Source organism: Synechococcus sp. NOUM97013 (genome assembly GCF_014279815.1).
Lineage (GTDB): Bacteria > Cyanobacteriota > Cyanobacteriia > PCC-6307 > Cyanobiaceae > Synechococcus_C.
Genome location: NZ_CP047941.1, coordinates 1,805,768 through 1,821,985 on the forward strand (window position 1 = coordinate 1,805,768; position 16,218 = coordinate 1,821,985).

The 16,218-nt window shown below is 61.6% G+C and carries 18 protein-coding genes; 9 read left to right on the top strand and 9 right to left on the bottom strand.

Going from position 1 to position 16,218, the window contains the following annotated elements; translation table 11 throughout:
* The first annotated feature begins 8 nt into the window (after positions 1-8).
* The gene (locus SynNOUM97013_RS09875) at positions 9-908 is read left to right on the top strand and encodes a 4-hydroxybenzoate polyprenyltransferase (protein WP_186479581.1); all 900 of its coding nucleotides are present in this window, start codon (positions 9-11) and stop codon (positions 906-908) included.
* Positions 905-1,837 carry an LD-carboxypeptidase gene (locus tag SynNOUM97013_RS09880; protein ID WP_186479582.1) on the top strand — a complete coding sequence of 311 codons (933 nt, stop codon included), beginning with the start codon at positions 905-907 and terminating at the stop codon, positions 1,835-1,837. Before SynNOUM97013_RS09875 ends, SynNOUM97013_RS09880 begins: the two co-directional genes overlap by 4 nt.
* Here the strand turns inward: SynNOUM97013_RS09880 and ispD are convergent.
* Complete coding sequence (ispD, locus tag SynNOUM97013_RS09885; protein ID WP_186481566.1) at positions 1,828-2,499, bottom strand: 2-C-methyl-D-erythritol 4-phosphate cytidylyltransferase; 672 nt, start codon at positions 2,497-2,499, stop codon at positions 1,828-1,830. The two genes, SynNOUM97013_RS09880 and ispD, sit on opposite strands and share 10 nt — an antisense overlap.
* A 72-nt stretch (positions 2,500-2,571) precedes the next feature.
* Here ispD and SynNOUM97013_RS09890 point away from each other — a divergent pair, with 72 nt between their 5' ends.
* From SynNOUM97013_RS09890 to fabG, 3 genes are read left to right on the top strand one after another with little or no spacing between them, the layout of a single operon-like run.
* Positions 2,572-3,402, top strand: coding sequence for a glycosyltransferase family 9 protein (locus SynNOUM97013_RS09890; RefSeq protein WP_186479583.1), 831 nt, complete (start codon positions 2,572-2,574; stop codon positions 3,400-3,402).
* On the top strand, positions 3,402-4,502 hold the full coding sequence (locus SynNOUM97013_RS09895) for a TrkA family potassium uptake protein (RefSeq protein ID WP_186479584.1): 1,101 nt from the start codon (positions 3,402-3,404) through the stop codon (positions 4,500-4,502). The genes SynNOUM97013_RS09890 and SynNOUM97013_RS09895 overlap by 1 nt, the downstream gene beginning before the upstream one ends.
* A 47-nt stretch (positions 4,503-4,549) precedes the next feature.
* Complete coding sequence (gene fabG / locus SynNOUM97013_RS09900) at positions 4,550-5,302, top strand: 3-oxoacyl-[acyl-carrier-protein] reductase (protein WP_186479585.1); 753 nt, start codon at positions 4,550-4,552, stop codon at positions 5,300-5,302.
* A 15-nt stretch (positions 5,303-5,317) separates the two neighbouring features.
* On the opposite strand, the gene SynNOUM97013_RS09905 is transcribed toward fabG, so the two are convergent.
* A complete protein-coding gene (locus SynNOUM97013_RS09905; RefSeq protein ID WP_186479586.1) occupies positions 5,318-5,494 on the bottom strand; it encodes a hypothetical protein in 177 nt (58 codons plus the stop codon).
* 129 nt (positions 5,495-5,623) lie between these two features.
* Between SynNOUM97013_RS09905 and groL the strand changes: the two genes are divergently transcribed.
* On the top strand, positions 5,624-7,294 hold the full coding sequence (gene groL, locus SynNOUM97013_RS09910; protein ID WP_186479587.1) for a chaperonin GroEL: 1,671 nt from the start codon (positions 5,624-5,626) through the stop codon (positions 7,292-7,294).
* 24 nt (positions 7,295-7,318) lie between these two features.
* Here the strand turns inward: groL and SynNOUM97013_RS09915 are convergent, their stop codons facing one another.
* From SynNOUM97013_RS09915 to SynNOUM97013_RS09945, 7 genes are read right to left on the bottom strand one after another with little or no spacing between them, the layout of a single operon-like run.
* Positions 7,319-7,501 (bottom strand): hypothetical protein, encoded by a 183-nt coding sequence (locus tag SynNOUM97013_RS09915; RefSeq protein ID WP_186479588.1) that lies wholly within the window; start codon positions 7,499-7,501, stop codon positions 7,319-7,321.
* Positions 7,502-7,520: 19 nt separating this feature from the next.
* On the bottom strand, positions 7,521-8,237 hold the full coding sequence (locus SynNOUM97013_RS09920; RefSeq protein ID WP_186479589.1) for an N-acetylmannosamine-6-phosphate 2-epimerase: 717 nt from the start codon (positions 8,235-8,237) through the stop codon (positions 7,521-7,523).
* 6 nt (positions 8,238-8,243) lie between these two features.
* A complete protein-coding gene (locus SynNOUM97013_RS09925) occupies positions 8,244-8,972 on the bottom strand; it encodes a hypothetical protein (protein ID WP_186479590.1) in 729 nt (242 codons plus the stop codon).
* A 4-nt stretch (positions 8,973-8,976) separates the two neighbouring features.
* Positions 8,977-9,834, bottom strand: coding sequence for an ABC transporter permease (locus tag SynNOUM97013_RS09930; RefSeq protein ID WP_186479591.1), 858 nt, complete (start codon positions 9,832-9,834; stop codon positions 8,977-8,979).
* Positions 9,835-9,871: 37 nt separating this feature from the next.
* Positions 9,872-10,885 (bottom strand): ATP-binding cassette domain-containing protein, encoded by a 1,014-nt coding sequence (locus SynNOUM97013_RS09935; protein ID WP_186479592.1) that lies wholly within the window; start codon positions 10,883-10,885, stop codon positions 9,872-9,874.
* A gap of 27 nt (positions 10,886-10,912) precedes the next feature.
* Positions 10,913-11,920, bottom strand: coding sequence for a heme o synthase (locus SynNOUM97013_RS09940; RefSeq protein ID WP_186479593.1), 1,008 nt, complete (start codon positions 11,918-11,920; stop codon positions 10,913-10,915).
* The gene (locus SynNOUM97013_RS09945; protein WP_186479594.1) at positions 11,913-12,842 is read right to left on the bottom strand and encodes a heme A synthase; all 930 of its coding nucleotides are present in this window, start codon (positions 12,840-12,842) and stop codon (positions 11,913-11,915) included. The genes SynNOUM97013_RS09940 and SynNOUM97013_RS09945 overlap by 8 nt, the downstream gene beginning before the upstream one ends.
* 226 nt (positions 12,843-13,068) lie before the next feature.
* Here SynNOUM97013_RS09945 and SynNOUM97013_RS09950 point away from each other — a divergent pair, with 226 nt between their 5' ends.
* From SynNOUM97013_RS09950 to SynNOUM97013_RS09960, 3 genes are read left to right on the top strand one after another with little or no spacing between them, the layout of a single operon-like run.
* Positions 13,069-13,917, top strand: a complete 849-nt coding sequence (locus tag SynNOUM97013_RS09950) for a cytochrome c oxidase subunit II (protein WP_186479595.1) — start codon at positions 13,069-13,071, stop codon at positions 13,915-13,917.
* On the top strand, positions 13,914-15,584 hold the full coding sequence (gene ctaD / locus SynNOUM97013_RS09955; protein WP_186479596.1) for a cytochrome c oxidase subunit I: 1,671 nt from the start codon (positions 13,914-13,916) through the stop codon (positions 15,582-15,584). Before SynNOUM97013_RS09950 ends, ctaD begins: the two co-directional genes overlap by 4 nt.
* A complete protein-coding gene (locus SynNOUM97013_RS09960) occupies positions 15,581-16,198 on the top strand; it encodes a cytochrome c oxidase subunit 3 (protein WP_255442725.1) in 618 nt (205 codons plus the stop codon). Before ctaD ends, SynNOUM97013_RS09960 begins: the two co-directional genes overlap by 4 nt.
* The last annotated feature ends 20 nt before the right edge of the window (positions 16,199-16,218 follow it).

The window sequence follows — 16,218 nt, forward strand, 5'->3', positions numbered from 1 at the left end:
TTCGCACCGTGACCGGAACGACCTTCGCGCGCGTCACGACACCCTGGTTGGCCTTACTGCGCTGGAACAAACCCACAGGTCGCCTGATCCTGCTCATTCCGGCCGGCTGGAGCCTCTGGCTGGCCCCAGCCGCCCCGCCTTCCCTGGCCCTGGTGCTGCGCATCCTGATCGGTGGGCTTGCCGTCAGTGGAGCAGGTTGTGTGGCCAATGATCTCTGGGATCAACGAATTGATTCCGAGGTGGAACGCACCCGCCAACGCCCGCTGGCCAGCGGCGCACTGGGCCGTTCTCAAGCGATGGTGGCGCTGGTGCTGCTGCTGGCACTGTCTTTCGGGGTCGTGCTCAGTTTTCCGGTTGAGGTGCTGCAGCTGTGCCTGTTGCTGGCGGTCCTGGCCCTGCCGCCGATCCTTCTTTATCCCTCCGCCAAGCGCTGGTTCCCGTTCCCGCAAGCTGTGCTGGCGATCTGCTGGGGCTTCGCTGTGCTCATCCCCTGGGCCGCGTTTGAAGGCAACGTTTGGCCCAGCCTGACGCTGATCAGCTGCTGGTTCGCCACGGTCTGTTGGACCTTCAGTTTCGACACGGTGTACGCCATGGCCGACCGGCCGGACGATGCTCGGCTCGGGCTGCGTAGCAGTGCTCTTTCCTTAGGACGTGGAGCCGTCAGAACAGTGAAGGCGGGCTATGGCCTGACTTCAGCAGCGCTGGCGATTGCTGCCGCATCCGCTGAGGTGGGCGTGGTGTTCTGGCCCGTCTGGGGGCTGGCCACCGTGGGGTTTTGGCAATCCACCCAAGCCCTTCGCGCCTCCGAACAACAGGAGCCGACGATTTACGCGCGTCATTTCGCCCGTCAGGTTCAGATCGGAGCGCTACTGCTGGGAGGGTTGGTGCTGTCCCGGGGGTTCGGATGACCCTGACGGGTTTCTCGCACCAATGGCCAGCTCCGCTGCGAACCGGTGACCGGGTAGGGATCGCCGCAGCCAGCTCCTGCCTGCAAGACCACGACACGCTGCAGGAAGGGATTGCCGTTCTCACGTCTTGGGGGTTGCAGGTCAACCCTCCACCACCTCTAGAACGGCGCTGGGGCTATCTGGCCGGACGCGACGATGAACGCCGAAAGGATCTCCTGCTTCCATCGCCAGGGGCACTGCTGGCCTGTGCGCGTGGCGGCTGGGGAGCGGCACGCCTGCTGGAAGCGCCCATTGCTTGGCCGGAAGGCTGGTTGCTGGGGTTTTCCGACGTCACAGCCCTGCTCTGCAGCCGCTGGGCCCGCGGCCTGGGAGGAGGGATTCATGGACCACTACTCACCACCCTGGCGAGCGAACCGCAGTGGAGCCAGGAACGACTGAGGCATCTGCTGTTCGGACAACCGGTCGCGCCTCTTCAGGGCACCTGTTGGCGCAGCGGCAAGACCTCAGGCCCCCTGGTCACGATCAATCTGACCGTGGCATCGCACTTGCTGGGCACGCCACACCTCCCGGATCTTCGTGGTGCCATTCTCGTGATCGAAGACGTGGGCGAAGCGCCCTACCGAATCGATCGGATGCTCACCCACTGGCGACTCGCTGGCGTGTTGCAGCAACTCGCTGGGATCGGTTTCGGTCGCTTCAGCGGCTGTGATGACGCCAGCGAGGAGACCTCTGCCAACAAGACCTCCGCCGACACCTTCACGCTGGAACAGGTGCTGCGGGAGCGGACGGCAGATCTGAACTGCCCGGTGATTGCCGATCTGCCGGTCGGCCACGGAAGCGGTGGCAATGCAGCCCTACCAGTAGGAGTGCAGGCACTGCTGGACGCGGATCAGGGGTCCCTGAGTGTTGTGATGCCGTCTCAACGCTGACCGAGCACGGCCTCCGCCACCGTGAGATCAAATGGCGTGGTGACCTTGATGTTGGCGGGCCCGGCATCGAGAACCCGCACATGCCAGCCCAGCCGCTCAAACAGGGAAGCGTCGTCAGTCACGCTCCAGCCACGGGCCTTGGCCTCGTCGTGTCCCTGCCGCAGAGACGCCACTGCAAATCCCTGCGGCGTCTGTGCCGCCCACAGCTCCGCGCGGTCAGGCGTGTCCGCAATCACGCCCTGGGCATCCACCCGTTTGATCGTGTCCGTGACTGGCGTGGCGGCGATCACAGCACCCCCTTCCTGCACAGCCCGAGCGCAGCGGTTCAACAGCGCGGACTCAACCAGACAGCGGGCTCCGTCATGAATGAGCACGTGCTCAGCATCGCCGGGAAGAGCCGCCAGACCGCGTTCAACCGATTCCTGGCGCGTTGCTCCCCCTTGAATCCAAACCACCGGCTTCGGCGCTTCCTGCAGCAACGGTGCGATGGCGGCCTGATCCAGCGGCTGACCGATCACGCCGATCCAGCGGATGTCGGATGCCGCAAAGGCGGCGTCCAAAGTCCAGGCCAGCACCGGCCTGCCCAGCAGGGGCAGCAGGAGCTTGTTGCAATCCGCTCCCATGCGGCGGCCGCTGCCGGCGGCAGCGATCAACAGATGCACAAGCGACTCCTGCTCCCGGCAGGCTGAAACGGCCTCCATACAATCAGCTCGCACCACCTGTGCTGCCGCTTCATGCGCGTTCTCGCTCTCAGTCCCGGAAGCCTTCAGGAGCAGCTTGAGCGCCTTCCGGCCCTGGCTGCCACCGCTGAACAGCTGCAGGCCAGTCTCCAAGTGGCCTGCGATCCATCCCATCTGGGGCTGTGGAAACTTCTCCCCGCAGTGGAGAAGGTGATTCCCTTTCCCTTCAACGCAGCACCCAACCTGGCGGATTGGGCCAACCTGCTCGGCCTCGTGCGCGAACCCGACTTTCAGGCCTGCCTGAATTTCGCCACCGGTCGACAAGTGAATCTGATGCTGTCGATGAGCCATATCCCCACGCGAATCGCCACTGAGGGGTTCTCCAGCACAACGCAGGCGAAGATCAATGCCGGCTGGCTGCCCCAGGAGCTGCAAGCGTTTCTGACGCCGATCGGGGTCAAGCTTCAAGCGGATGACTTCCGTTTGAGCCTGAGTGCGAAGGCCATGGACACGGCCCGCCAGCGTCAACCATCCGGCGATGGGCCCCTCCTGCTGCTGGCCCCCAGCGCCATCACTGGAGACTGGCCCCAGGAGCGCTGGACCGCTCTTCCCGACAGCATCCGCAGCAAGTTGCCTCAGCTGCGCAGTCAGCTATTGGCACCTGAAATGTCTGTGTCAGACAAAGCAGCGGCTGTGGCCTGCGCGGATGTGGTGCTGAGCAGTTGCCCAATCACACAGCTCCTGGCAACTTATTGCGGTCTGCCATTGGTGGCGCTTGGGGCCAGAGCAGATCAGCTCCCGCAGCGTGAGGTGATCCGGCGACTGGAAAGCCCCGATCTCTCCTCCCTTTCCGATGCGGATGTGATGCAGGCCCTGGGCTTCTGATGCGGAGCCGCAGGCGACCTGGAGCGTCCGCGAGGCACCGCATCAGGCTCCGCCATCTGACCTTGATCGCCAAACCGTGGTTACTGCCGGTGATGGCGCTCACGGTCCTGGTGCTGGGAGGCGCTTTGGGCTATCGCATCACCGAGGGATGGGACTGGGGTGATTGTCTGTGGATGGTGCTGATCACCATCAGCACCATCGGCTACGGAGAAGTCGAACCCCTCTCGCAAGCCGGCCGCTTGGTCACCGTCCTGATCATTGCTGGCGGTCTGCTGGTGGTGCAGCTCTCGATCCAGCGCGTGCTGGGACTGTCAGAATCGGGCTACTTCCGACAGGTGCGGGAGCTGAGGTTTCGCCGGATGCTTCGGCGCATGCACAACCATGTGATTCTTTGCGGTTACGGCAGAATTGGCCGTGAGATCGGCGAGCAACTGCGTCGTGACCAGGTGCCGGTGCTCGTGGTGGAACTGGACCCTGCCCGCAAAGCCGCTGCAGAGCAATGCGGCTTGAAGGTGCTTCAGGCTGACGCCACCCTGGATGAAACGCTGCTGGAAGCTGGCCTTCACCGCTGCCGCAGCCTGGTGGCTGCTCTCCCCAGCAACGCCGCCAATCTCTATGTGATTCTCAGTGCCCGCGGGCTCGAGAAAACCTGCCGACTAATTGCCCGCGCTGACAGCGAAGAAGCCGCAGCCAAGCTGGAACTGGCTGGAGCCAGTGTGGTGGTGAGTCCTTATGTGGCTGGTGGACGAATGATGGCGGCCACGGCCCTGCGCCCCCTGGCGGTCGATTTTGTTGATCTGCTGGCGGGGTCCGATTGTGAAATTGAAGAATTCCGCCTCAGCAAGGACCCCCTTGTGATGAGTCACCTCGCCGGTCGCAGCCTCGCGGATCTCGACCTAGCACGACGCACTGGTGCCATGGTTCTGGCCATCCGAGAGAACACCACCCTGACGGCCAATCCCAGTGGCGCCATGACCCTGGCGCCTGGCCAGATGCTGGTGGTGATGGGCAGTCAGCAGCAGCTGCAGGATCTGCGGCGCATCCTGGGGGATGGCGTCGATGCCGTGGAAACCATGAGCGGCATCAGCACATCGAATTAAGAGGTCCATTCACCGGTGCTTACGATCATTCGAGCGCAGGTCCATAGATGAGCACCACTCGCACCCTCGAAGGTCAGATCGCTCTGGTCACCGGAGCCAGCCGGGGCATCGGCAGGGCCGTTGCCCTGGCCTTGGCCGAAGCCGGCGCCGAGGTGGTGGTGAACTACGCCAGTTCCCCGGATGCGGCGGAAGCCGTGGTGCAAACCATCGAGGCCTCCGGGGGGAAGGCCTATGCCCTCCAGGCGAATGTGGCTGATGAGTCGGCCGTCGATGGTCTGATCAAGGCCGTGCTGGAGCGCAGTGGCCGCATCGACGTGCTGGTGAACAACGCCGGCATCACGCGCGACGGCCTGTTGATGCGCATGAAAACCGATGACTGGCAGTCCGTCATCAACCTCAACCTGAGCGGTGTCTTCCTCTGCACGCGCGCAGTGACTCGCCCAATGCTCAAGCAGAAACGCGGAAGGATCATCAATATCACCTCCGTGGTGGGTCTGATGGGCAATGCGGGACAGGCGAATTACGCCGCCGCCAAGGCGGGGGTCGTGGGCTTCACCCGCAGTGCCGCCAAGGAAATGGCCAGCCGGGGGATCACTGTGAATGCCGTGGCACCTGGCTTCATCGCCACGGACATGACCAAGGATCTGAACGCCGAAGGCATCCTCTCGGCCATTCCGCTCGGAAGCTTTGGCACACCGGAACAGGTGGCGGGCACTGTCCGCTTTCTCGCCGCTGACCCAGCTGCGGCCTACATCACTGGTCAGGTGATTCAGGTGGATGGCGGCATGGTGATGGGCTGACCCTGGGGCGGATGATCAGCGATCGAGGGGCTGCCCCAGCTCATCGCGCAGCCTGCGGATCCTCTGCAACAGGCGGAAACGCCGGCTGCGCTCCGTCGCTGTCAGAAAGATTCTCAACGGCACATAGACGAGAGCCATCGATCCGGCCAGAGCGGCCATCAGACCGAAAAACAGCACCCCTGAATCAGCCATTGATCAACGCTAACGAGCTGGATTCAATCCGTCCGAGAGAAGGGGTGGTTGATTCGGCTTTCCCCACTTCCAACACCGAGTCATGTGACCTGTCGCTATGGGAAATTAGCGATCGGGTAAGTGTCGTTTATGGCCAAACTTCTCAGTTTTTCAGATCAATCCCGCGCGTCGCTTGAGCGTGGAATGAATGCCCTCGCCGATGCCGTGCGCGTCACCATCGGTCCCCGCGGTCGCAACGTGGTGCTTGAGAAGTCATTCGGAGCGCCCGACATCATCAATGACGGCGACACGATCGCCAAGGAAATCGAACTGGAAGACCCCTTCGAAAACATCGGGGCCAAGCTGATCCAGCAGGTGGCGTCCAAGACCAAGGACAAGGCCGGCGACGGAACCACCACGGCAACCGTGCTCGCTCAGGCCATGGTTGAAGAGGGCCTGCGCAACACTGCGGCAGGTGCCAGCCCGATCGAACTGCGTCGCGGCATGGAAGCGGCCGTTGCCCACGTGGTGGCAGGTCTTGCGGAACGCAGTCAGGCTGTGAGCGGCGATGCCATCCGTCAGGTGGCCACGGTCAGTGCCGGTGGTGATGAAGAGGTCGGCCGGATGGTGGCCGAGGCCATGGACCGGGTGAGCGTGGACGGTGTGATCACCGTGGAGGAATCCAAATCCCTCGCCACCGAGCTTGAAGTGACTGAAGGCATGGCCTTCGACCGCGGCTACAGCTCTCCCTATTTCGTCACCGATGGTGACCGTCAGCTGTGCGAATTCGACAACGCACTGCTGCTGCTGACCGATCGCAAGGTGAGCTCGGTCGCCGATCTGGTGCCGGTGCTCGAAACCGTTCAGCAGTCCGGATCCCCCCTGGTGATCCTGGCCGAGGAAGTGGACGGCGAAGCTCTCGCCACGCTGGTGGTCAACAAGAACCGCGGCGTGCTGCAGGTGGCCGCTGTGCGTGCGCCGTCGTTCGGCGAACGACGTAAGGCAGCATTGGCCGACATCGCCATTCTGACCGGTGGCACCGTGATCAGCGAAGACCGGGCGATGAGCCTCGACAAGGTCACACTCGACGATCTTGGACGCGCCCGCCGAATCACCATCAGCAAGGAGAGCACCACGATCGTGGCCGGCGAAGACAGCCAGGCTGCCGTGGCTGACCGGGTGGCCTCCATTCGTCGCGAACTGGAGAACACCGAATCGGAATACGACCGCGAGAAACTCACCGAACGCATCGCCAAACTGGCCGGCGGCGTGGCTGTGATCAAAGTGGGCGCGCCCACGGAAACGGAGCTGAAGAACCGCAAACTGCGCATCGAAGACGCGCTCAACGCCACGCGCGCCGCTGTGGAGGAGGGAATCGTTGCGGGTGGTGGCTCCACCCTGCTGCAGCTCGCCGGATCCCTTGATGCCGTGGCCTCGAAACTCGAGGGTGATCAACGCACCGGCGTGGAAATCGTGAAGCGTGCCCTTAGCGCACCGCTCAAGCAGATCGCCATCAATGCCGGCGCCAACGGTGATGTGGTGGTCGAACAGGTGCAGCGCACCGGCCAGGGCTTCAATGCCCTCACCGGCACCTACGAGGACCTGCTTCAGGCCGGCATCCTTGATGCCGCCAAGGTGGTCCGACTGGGCCTTCAGGATGCGGTGTCGATCGCCTCGCTGCTGATCACCACGGAGGTGGTGGTGGCCGACAAGCCCGAACCCGCAGCGGCAGCGGCACCCGGCGGCGACCCCATGGGCGGCATGGGTGGCATGGGAGGCATGGGAGGCATGGGAGGCATGGGCATGCCCGGCATGATGTGATTCAACGAAGCGCGCCTGATGGGATCAAAGCGATCCCACCAGGCGCGCATGAATCCGACATACCGTCAGAGCTTCCCGCGGGGGTTTTCGGCAGAGATGCCCGAGCTCCCGATTCAGAGCTTGCAGTTCGCTCATTGGAAGACCCGCCAGAGGCAGAGCGAAAACCAGTCCACCGACCATCGCAGGGACCGACATCAGGCGAAGCATGGCTTGAGTCTCGCGGGACTCAGCCAGTCTGCATGTCCAACTGCCGTCTGTAAGCAGCAACCTGAAGATCCACTCCAGTGATTGCCGTTCCCACCACCACGGCATCAGCGCCGCGCTGAATGGCCTCAGCGGCTGAAGACGCCGATGCAATGCCGCCTTCACAGATCAGTGCGGTGGCTGTAGGCAACTGCTCGCGCAGGGGCTGAATCAGATCCCAGGCCGGCGGAGACGAGGCTGCCGTCGCTTCGGTGTAACCGAACAGAGTGGTACCAACCCAGTCACAACCCAGCGCAGCCGCGCGCAGCCCATTGGCCAGCGTGTCGACATCAGCCATCAAGGGAGCGCCGAGCTCAGTTCGTGCACGACTGACCAAATTTTCCAAGCGTTCATCATCAGGGCGAACGCGATCGGTGGCATCCAAGGCCACCACATCAGCACCGGCTGCCCAGACCGCTTTGATCTCATGCCAGCGCGGGGTGATGTAAACGGAGCTTCCGGCCCAGGTGCGCTTCCACAGCCCGATGATCAGCGCATCTGGACAGCGTTCCCGAACGGCACCGATGTGTTCCGGACTCTCCAGACGGACACCGAGAGCCCCATTGCGCAGGCTGGCTTCCGCCATCGCAGCGATCACATCCGGATGACGCATCGGCGATCCTTCGGGAGCCTGCACCGACACGATCAAGCCATTCTTGAGCTGGGCACGATCAAAAGGAGTCCTGAGGAGACCAGTCATGGTGACTCAGGACGCCTTAGGCAGATCATCCGCGTCAACAGGAGCCAACCAGCGGCGAACACGACGGGGACCTGAAGCGGGAACCGGCCTGGGGGATGGTGCCGCAGAAGGAACGAAAGAATGGGCGGGTGGAACCGAGCTGGTGCTGTCGTCGCGATCAACGACCCGACCCACATCATCCAGGCAATCTTTCAACAGCGCAGTGAAACGACTGAAGCGTGAGTCTCCAGCAATGGGTGGCTCTTGATCAGCATGGAACGCTGGCTGTGAGCCTGGAACCGGCTCCAGCGCTGACCAAGATTCGGCACTCGAGTCAACCAGCTGCTCTTCTGCCGAACGATCAAGCTGCTGATCAGCCTTGGTGGAATCCGCGGTGACAGCAGCTGTCTGCTCGGCTGGCTCGAGCGTGGCTGTTTCGCTGACGGCTGTTTCGCTAACGGCCGTTTCAGAGATGGCTGTTTCAGAAATGGCTTCCTCAACACCAGCCATCACCTCAGTGGGCCTCTCATCCAGCACGGCGGCGGGCACGGCCGCGGGCTCGGTGTGCTGATCAGCAGCAGCATCGATGCGTTCGACCTGGGTTCTCTGCGGAAGAGAATCCACCCCAAAACGATGCACCCACTGCAGCTCGAGACGCGCCAGACGCTGTGAATCGCCGTCCCGTTGTGCCTGATCGAGCTGACGCTGCAGGTCGATCCGGCGGGGATCCTGATGCTGGTACGGGGACTGAGTCACGGGATCAGGCGAGTTTGCGATTGAGCAGAGGGCGAATCAGCAGGAACAACGCAGCTGTCAACAGCGTCAGGACCAGCAGACAGGTGGTTCCGGTGACGGGACCGTAAGGGGCTTCCAAAAGAACCGACGACAGATCCAATGGACCTGCATAGGCGGCACGGATGGGTTCAATTGCGAAGGTAAGGGGATTCAGCGCTGCAAGCCAGCCCAGCCAAGCGGGCATGAAGCTGAGCGGTGCCAGGGCAGTGCTGGCAAACAGCAGCGGCAGATTGGCAACGAAGATCACCGCAAGCAATTCAATGTGGCCCGGCAAGGCAAACGCCAGCCCAAGGCTCAGTGCCGTCACGGCAAACACCAGCAACAGCAAGGTCACGACCACCAGCAGCAAACCTGCGGCGCCAGGCCAGCCGTAACCAAGCAGCGCGGCCATGAGCATGATCGCCAGACTCTGAACCAGGCTGAGAGTGGTGATGAAAATGACCGATGCCAGAACAATCGAGCTTCGACTGCGCAGGGGCGCCACCAGCAGTCGATTCAGGAAGCCAAACTCCCGATCAAACATCACAGGCAGCCCGGCATTAAGCGCACCACTGAAGGCCGTGAACACGATCACGCCGGCCCCGAGGAAGCGTCCATAGCTCATGCCGCCGGGGAGCAATCCCTCTGGCGCACGGCTAAACAGAGCGCCAAATAGCACCAACCAAATCAAGGGTTGCAGCACCCCTGCCACCAGCGTTGACGGTCGTCGCTGCAACTGAAGAAACAACCGACGCGTCAGTGCCGAGGTCTCTTGCACCAACTCGGACAAGGCTGAGCGGTCGACGGGTTGGGCGGAAGAAGCACCGATGACAGGACTGGTCATGAAAGAGACAGAGACGGGAACGACAGAGGGGAGTGCTTCAACGCATCGACTGACGTCGCTCGAGCTTGGGATCGCGTTGACCCGCAACGGCCAGCTCAGCATCCATCAGGGTGCGACCCGTCGCTTGCAGATAGACATCATCCAAGCTTGGACGGCTCTGGGACAGCGAGAACACCTCCAGATCAGCACTGGCGAGCTGGGTTTTGAGCACGGACAGCACATGCTCGCCATCCACCACGAGGTTGAGCGAGTAGCCCTGAGCGCGGTTCACAACAATCCGCCTGACGCCGTCCAGGCCCTCCAACAGATGGCGCACCTTTTCAGCCTCCGGTTGATCGCTGAATTCACGCACTCGCAAGGTCACCCTGTCCCCACCGAGCTCCTGCTTGAGGCTTTCGGGTGAGCCTTCGGCGATCACGCGACCGGCATCGATGATCGCCATGCGGTCAGCTAGCGCTTCCACCTCTTCGAGGTAATGACTGCTGAGCAACACCGTCGTCCCCTGGTCACGAAGGTCGCGAAGCACCTCCCAGATCACGGCACGACTTTCGATGTCGAGTCCGACCGTGGGTTCATCCAGAACCAGCAGTTGGGGCTGGTGCAGAAGTCCAGCGGCCAGATCCAGCCGACGACGCATGCCACCGGAGTAGGTGCCGCAGCGGCGATCAATCCATTCGGTCATCGACAGACGGTCGATGAGGGCCTCGATCCTTTGATTCCGTTCCAAGCGAGGTAAGTGGTAGAGGTCACCTTGCAAGGCCAGAAGCTCGCGACCGGTGAGGATCTTGTCGATCGCCACCTCCTGCGCCACAAATCCCATCAACTGGCGAACGGCACGGGGGTTGTCAAGGGCATTGATGCCTCCAACAGTCACCGTGCCGCGATCTGGGGCGAGCAAGGTGGCCAGGATGCGCAGAGCAGTCGTCTTGCCGGCACCGTTTGGACCGAGCAGGCCGTAAAGGCAGCCTGCAGGAACGGACAAACTGAGTCCCCGCAGAGCCTCGACGGACCCGTAGGACTTTTCCAGTTGGTCCAGCTCCAGCAGAGACATCTACCGACAGAAACGAACTCGCAAAATCTAGGCAGCCATCCCTGGGAAGCCGCCCGTGAGCATCAGCATCCATCCCCTCACCTGGGCATCCAACAGGGCCGCATCCGATTGGCGACTGAGGATCAGCAGCAGACAGATGCCGAACAGATAAAGAATCGACCAACGAAATAACCCCTTGGCGCGTTCGGTACTGCTGGGGTCTTGGGCGAGATGCTCCACCATCTGAAGCAGGCGACCATTGAAGGGGATCACCAGCAAGCCATAGAGCACACCACCTTCCGGTAACGCGAACACACCGAGCAAACTGAGCAGGGCCGTCGCCCAGCCGTAGCGGCGAATGGCACGGGCGGTCACAACGGGTCCCTTGACCACCGGCAGCATGGGAATGCCGACGGCGCGGTAGTCCTCACGAAGCAACAGCGCCAGGGCCCAGAAGTGGGCAGGGGTCCAGACCATCACGAGCGCGAAGAGCCACCAGCCGCTCAGACCCACATGACCGGTGGCAGCAGCAGCGCCCACCAGCGGCGGAATCGCCCCGGCCACACCGCCGATCACGATGTTCTGGGTGGTTCTGGGTTTAAGAATCGCTGTGTACAGAAGCACGTAGCTGCACAAACCAAGCAGCGACAACCCGGCTGCCAGGCAATTCACGCCGCTGACCAGAAGCGTCGCCGCGGCCAGAGTGCATGACACGGCACCCGCGAATGCGGCAGTCGGAGAGAGCCGTCCTGAAGGGAGAGCGCGACCACTGGTGCGCTGCATCCGTCCATCAAGCTCCTGTTCCCAAAGACAGTTGAGAACACCTGCCGCAGCGGCGGCCAGCGCACCCCCGCCAAGGGTGCAGGCAAGTCGTGGCGACGACAGAGGCCAGCCTTCCGACAGCGCCATACCGCCGAGGGTGGTGGCCAAAAGCAAGGGGATCAGCCTCGGCTTGGCAACCTCCAGCCAGGGAGGCAACTTGATGCGGCGACGGGAGGGGACCACTTGGTCCCGGGTGAGAGGAGCTGCAGCTGCGGTCGTGGTGGCACTAGCCATGACAGGCCTCCAAAGCGGAAGAATCGGGTAGAGCAATCAGCGCGTCGCTGGCCGGTGGCTGACGCCGGCAGGTGAGCGCCGCCAGCACGGCCACCAGCAGGCAAGCCACCAGCTGATGAGCGACGGTGAGAGCGGGCTGTGACAGACCCAGCCGCAACGTGCTGACGCCGAGGGCGATCTGGGTACCCACCAAAAGGAGGGCAGTGCACAGCAGCGGCCACTGGCTGCGACCCCAGCGCCCGCTCAACAGCGCCGCAGCGACGAACAGCAGCACCGAAAGCACCGCCGGTGTGGCGGCCATCCGATGCCAGTGCAACCACTGACAGGAGGCACCAGCTTCCAGGCAACGCTGGGATGCCCAGGAGGTGGCCATGCGGGCACCGAGAAGGCTTTGTCCGCCAACAGCCAGCACGCTGAGGGTTCCCAGCAGCAACCACCAGCGCGGGGCGGCCGTGGTCGAGGCATCGGCGAGCAGCACCTGGGTGAGCGCACTCACGGTGATCACGAGCGTCAAAGCCAGAGCCAGATGAGCGGTCACCACCGCAGAAGGCAGAAGCTGAAGAACAGTGAGAGCCCCTAGCCCACCCTGCAGGCCAACCATCAGCACCAGGACGGCGCTGAGGGGCAACAGCCATCCGGGCAGATCGCGGCGATACCACCACACAGCACCGAGCTGCACCATCAGGGCAACCCCCACCACGAAGGCATCGAGTCGGTGAAACCATTCCAGAAAGACCTGGAGGTTCATCTGACGCCCTGGCAGCAGCGTTCCGTAACACAGCGGCCAGTCCGGACAGGCCAAACCGGCCTCCATGACGCGGGTGGCACCGCCGATCACCACCAGCGCAACCAGGGCCACCACCAGATGCGCAGCCAGCTGGGCCAGACGCAGACGAATCGGAGTGAGAGACGATGTAGTCAACGTCGACTCCTGAATGGAGTGGTAATGAACGGAACGTAGCGATCTCAATCAGAACGGCACGATGTGTGCACGAGTGCAACAACAGAATCGGAAGAGTGATGCGACTTTGCTGACACAAACCTCGAGAAAGTCAGCGAAGCCGAGAAATGTTCAGGCTGGTTTAACAATCACTAGGTGGTGATTGAAACCAACCTCCATAGTCTGAAGAAGCCCAATCGAGGTACGGGTGCCCATTCCTTCAGCCATCCTCACGCTTGTCCTGGGAATGCTCCTCGTTCTCGGGGGGCTTTGGATCGGCCAGAACGTCAACCTTTTGCCAGTGGATGCAAGCGTGAATGCGCCCATCTACGACGAATTATTTCGTGTTCTGTTCAGCATCGGCACGATTCTTTTTGTCGGAATCGTTGGGTTGATTGTGTTCAGCCTGGTTCGCTTTCGGCGACGTCCTGGACAGCTTGGTGATGGCATTGCCCTGGAAGGCAATTTGCCGCTCGAAGTGTTTTGGACGGCAGTGCCAGCAATCGTCGTTCTCTTTGTCGGTCTTTACAGCTACGACATTTACGAGCGCATGGGCGGCATGGTGCCCCTGGGCCATGGCGACCACGGAGCCGTTAGCGCCACTGCCAATGCCAACGCCAGCTCTGCAGACGTACGCATCTGGGGAGGCATTGGTTCCACCCAGGACTCTCAGACGGCAACGGGGGCAGCGATCGCACCATTACCGATCGAGGTCACGGCGATGCAGTTCGCCTTCCTCTTCCATTACCCGGACGGTGACTTCATTTCCGGTGAGATGCACGTCCCAGCTGATCGCCCGGTTTCCCTGAAAATGGAAGCGAAGGATGTGATCCATGCATTTTGGATTCCTGAGTTCCGGCTGAAACAGGACGTGATCCCTGGGCAACCGACGGTTCTTGATTTCACACCAACGCGACCAGGCACCTACTCGATCGTTTGCGCTGAACTCTGCGGTCCGTACCACGGCGGCATGCGCTCCTCGGTCGTGGTGGATAGCGCCGATGACTTCGAAACCTGGCTGCAGGCCAACAGCAAGACCACCCCATCCGAAGCATGACCATCACCGCTCCCCCACCATCCACACCGTCGTCAACTGCCCTGCAACCGAACGGATGGCTTCGCTATTTCAGCTTCAGCGTCGATCACAAGGTGATCGGCCTCCAATACCTGGTGTGCGGCTTCGCTTTCTATCTGATCGGCGGGGCGATGGCCGGCGCCATACGCACTGAACTTCTCAGCCCAATCTCGGACTTCATGCCGAGAGACGTCTACAACCAGATCCTCACCCTGCACGGCACGGTGATGATTTTTCTGTGGATTGTGCCGGTGGTGAATGGCGCCTTTGGCAACTATCTGATTCCCTTTTATGTCGGCGCCAGGGACATGGCTTATCCCAGGCTGAATGCCGTCGCCTTCTGGCTGATTCCTCCGTCGGGGCTGATGCTGATCAGCAGCTATTTCATCACGGGTGCAGCGCAATCAGGCTGGACGGCTTACCCACCACTCAGCATCACAACACCAGCGACAGGGCAAATCATCTGGATCCTGAGTGTGCTTCTGCTGGGTGGAAGCTCCATCTTCGGAGGCATCAATTTCATCGCCACCATCCTCAAACTGCGCCGACCCGGTTTGAAGCTGATGCAGTTGCCGATGTACTGCTGGGCAATGCTCGGCACCAGCATTCTCGTGGTGCTGTCCACACCCGTTCTGGCCGGCACATTAATCATGCTGAGCTTCGACATCGTGGCCCACACAGGATTTTTCAATCCTGGGCTGGGAGGCAATGTGGTGGTGTATCAACACCTTTTCTGGTTCTACTCACACCCGGCGGTTTACATCATGGTGCTGCCGGCTTTCGGGTTGGTCAGTGAAATTCTGCCGGTGCATTGCCGCAAACCACTGTTCGGCTACACAACGATGGTGTATTCGATCATGGCCATTGTGGTGCTGGGCCTTGTGGTCTGGGCGCACCACATGTTCACCAGCGGCACTCCCCCCTGGATGCGCCTGTTCTTCACGATCGCAACAGCCTTCATCGCCGTGCCGACGGGCATCAAATTCTTCAACTGGCTGGCCACGCTCTGGGGAGGTCGGATCAGCCTGAACAGTGCCGTTCTGTTCTCCTGCGGATTCATCGTGAATTTCGTGTTGGGTGGTATCACCGGCGTTGCCCTGGCGCAGGTGCCCTTCGATGTGCATGTCCACGACACCTACTTCGTGGTCGCCCACTTCCACTACATCGTCTACGGGGGATCGGTGTTTGTGATCTTCGCCTCCATCTATCACTGGTATCCGAAGGTCACGGGTCGCATGCTCAATGAGCATCTGGGTCGTTTCCACTTCCTCATCACCTTCATCGGCTTCAACCTCTGCTTCGCTCCTCAGCACTGGCTTGGACTCAATGGCATGCCCCGACGTGTGGCGGAATACGACCCCCAGTTCGCTCTGGTGAATCAGATCAGCAGTGTCGGAGCACTGCTGATGGCCATCAGCACACTTCCTTTCCTCTGGAATGTGGTGGCTAGCGCTTTCTACGGAGCACCGGCAGGGGACAACCCCTGGAAAGCACTGACACCGGAGTGGCTGACGTCCTCACCGCCACCCGTGGAGAACTGGACCGGTGAACCACCTCTGGTGACGCATCCCTACAGCTATGGGGTGCCCGCCGATGAAATCGATCTCAATTCTGCCAGCGGCAGCGATCTCTGGAGCAGCGGCCAATGACCACCACCACCACAACCCAAGACCACGATCACGACCACGACCTGACCCATCACGATCCGCATGCAGCGGAGCATCCCGATCACCGCATGTTCGGCCTGGCCACATTCCTTGTGGCCGATGCCATGACCTTCGCCGGGTTCTTCGCCGCTTATCTCACCTTCAAAGCGGTGAATCCACTCCTGCCCGGTGCGATTTACGAACTCGAACTACCGCTGCCCACCCTCAACACCATCCTGCTGCTTGTGAGCAGTGCCACATTTCATCGTGCCGGCGCGAATCTGCGCCAACAGCGCAACGATCGATGCCGTCTCTGGCTCCTGATCACAGCGGGACTGGGCCTGGCCTTTCTGGCCAGTCAGATGGTCGAGTACTTCACCTTGCCGTTTGGCCTTACCGACAATCTCTTCGCCAGCACCTTCTATGCCCTGACCGGATTCCACGGGCTGCACGTCACTCTTGGCACCTTGATGATTCTGATTGTGTGGTGGCAATGCCGCACCCCATCAGGACGCATCAGCGCCAGCAATCATTTCCCCCTGGAAGCTGCCGAGCTCTACTGGCACTTCGTGGATGGCATCTGGGTGATTCTGTTCGTGATTCTCTATCTGATCTGAAGCAGACCGTCTTGTCTTCA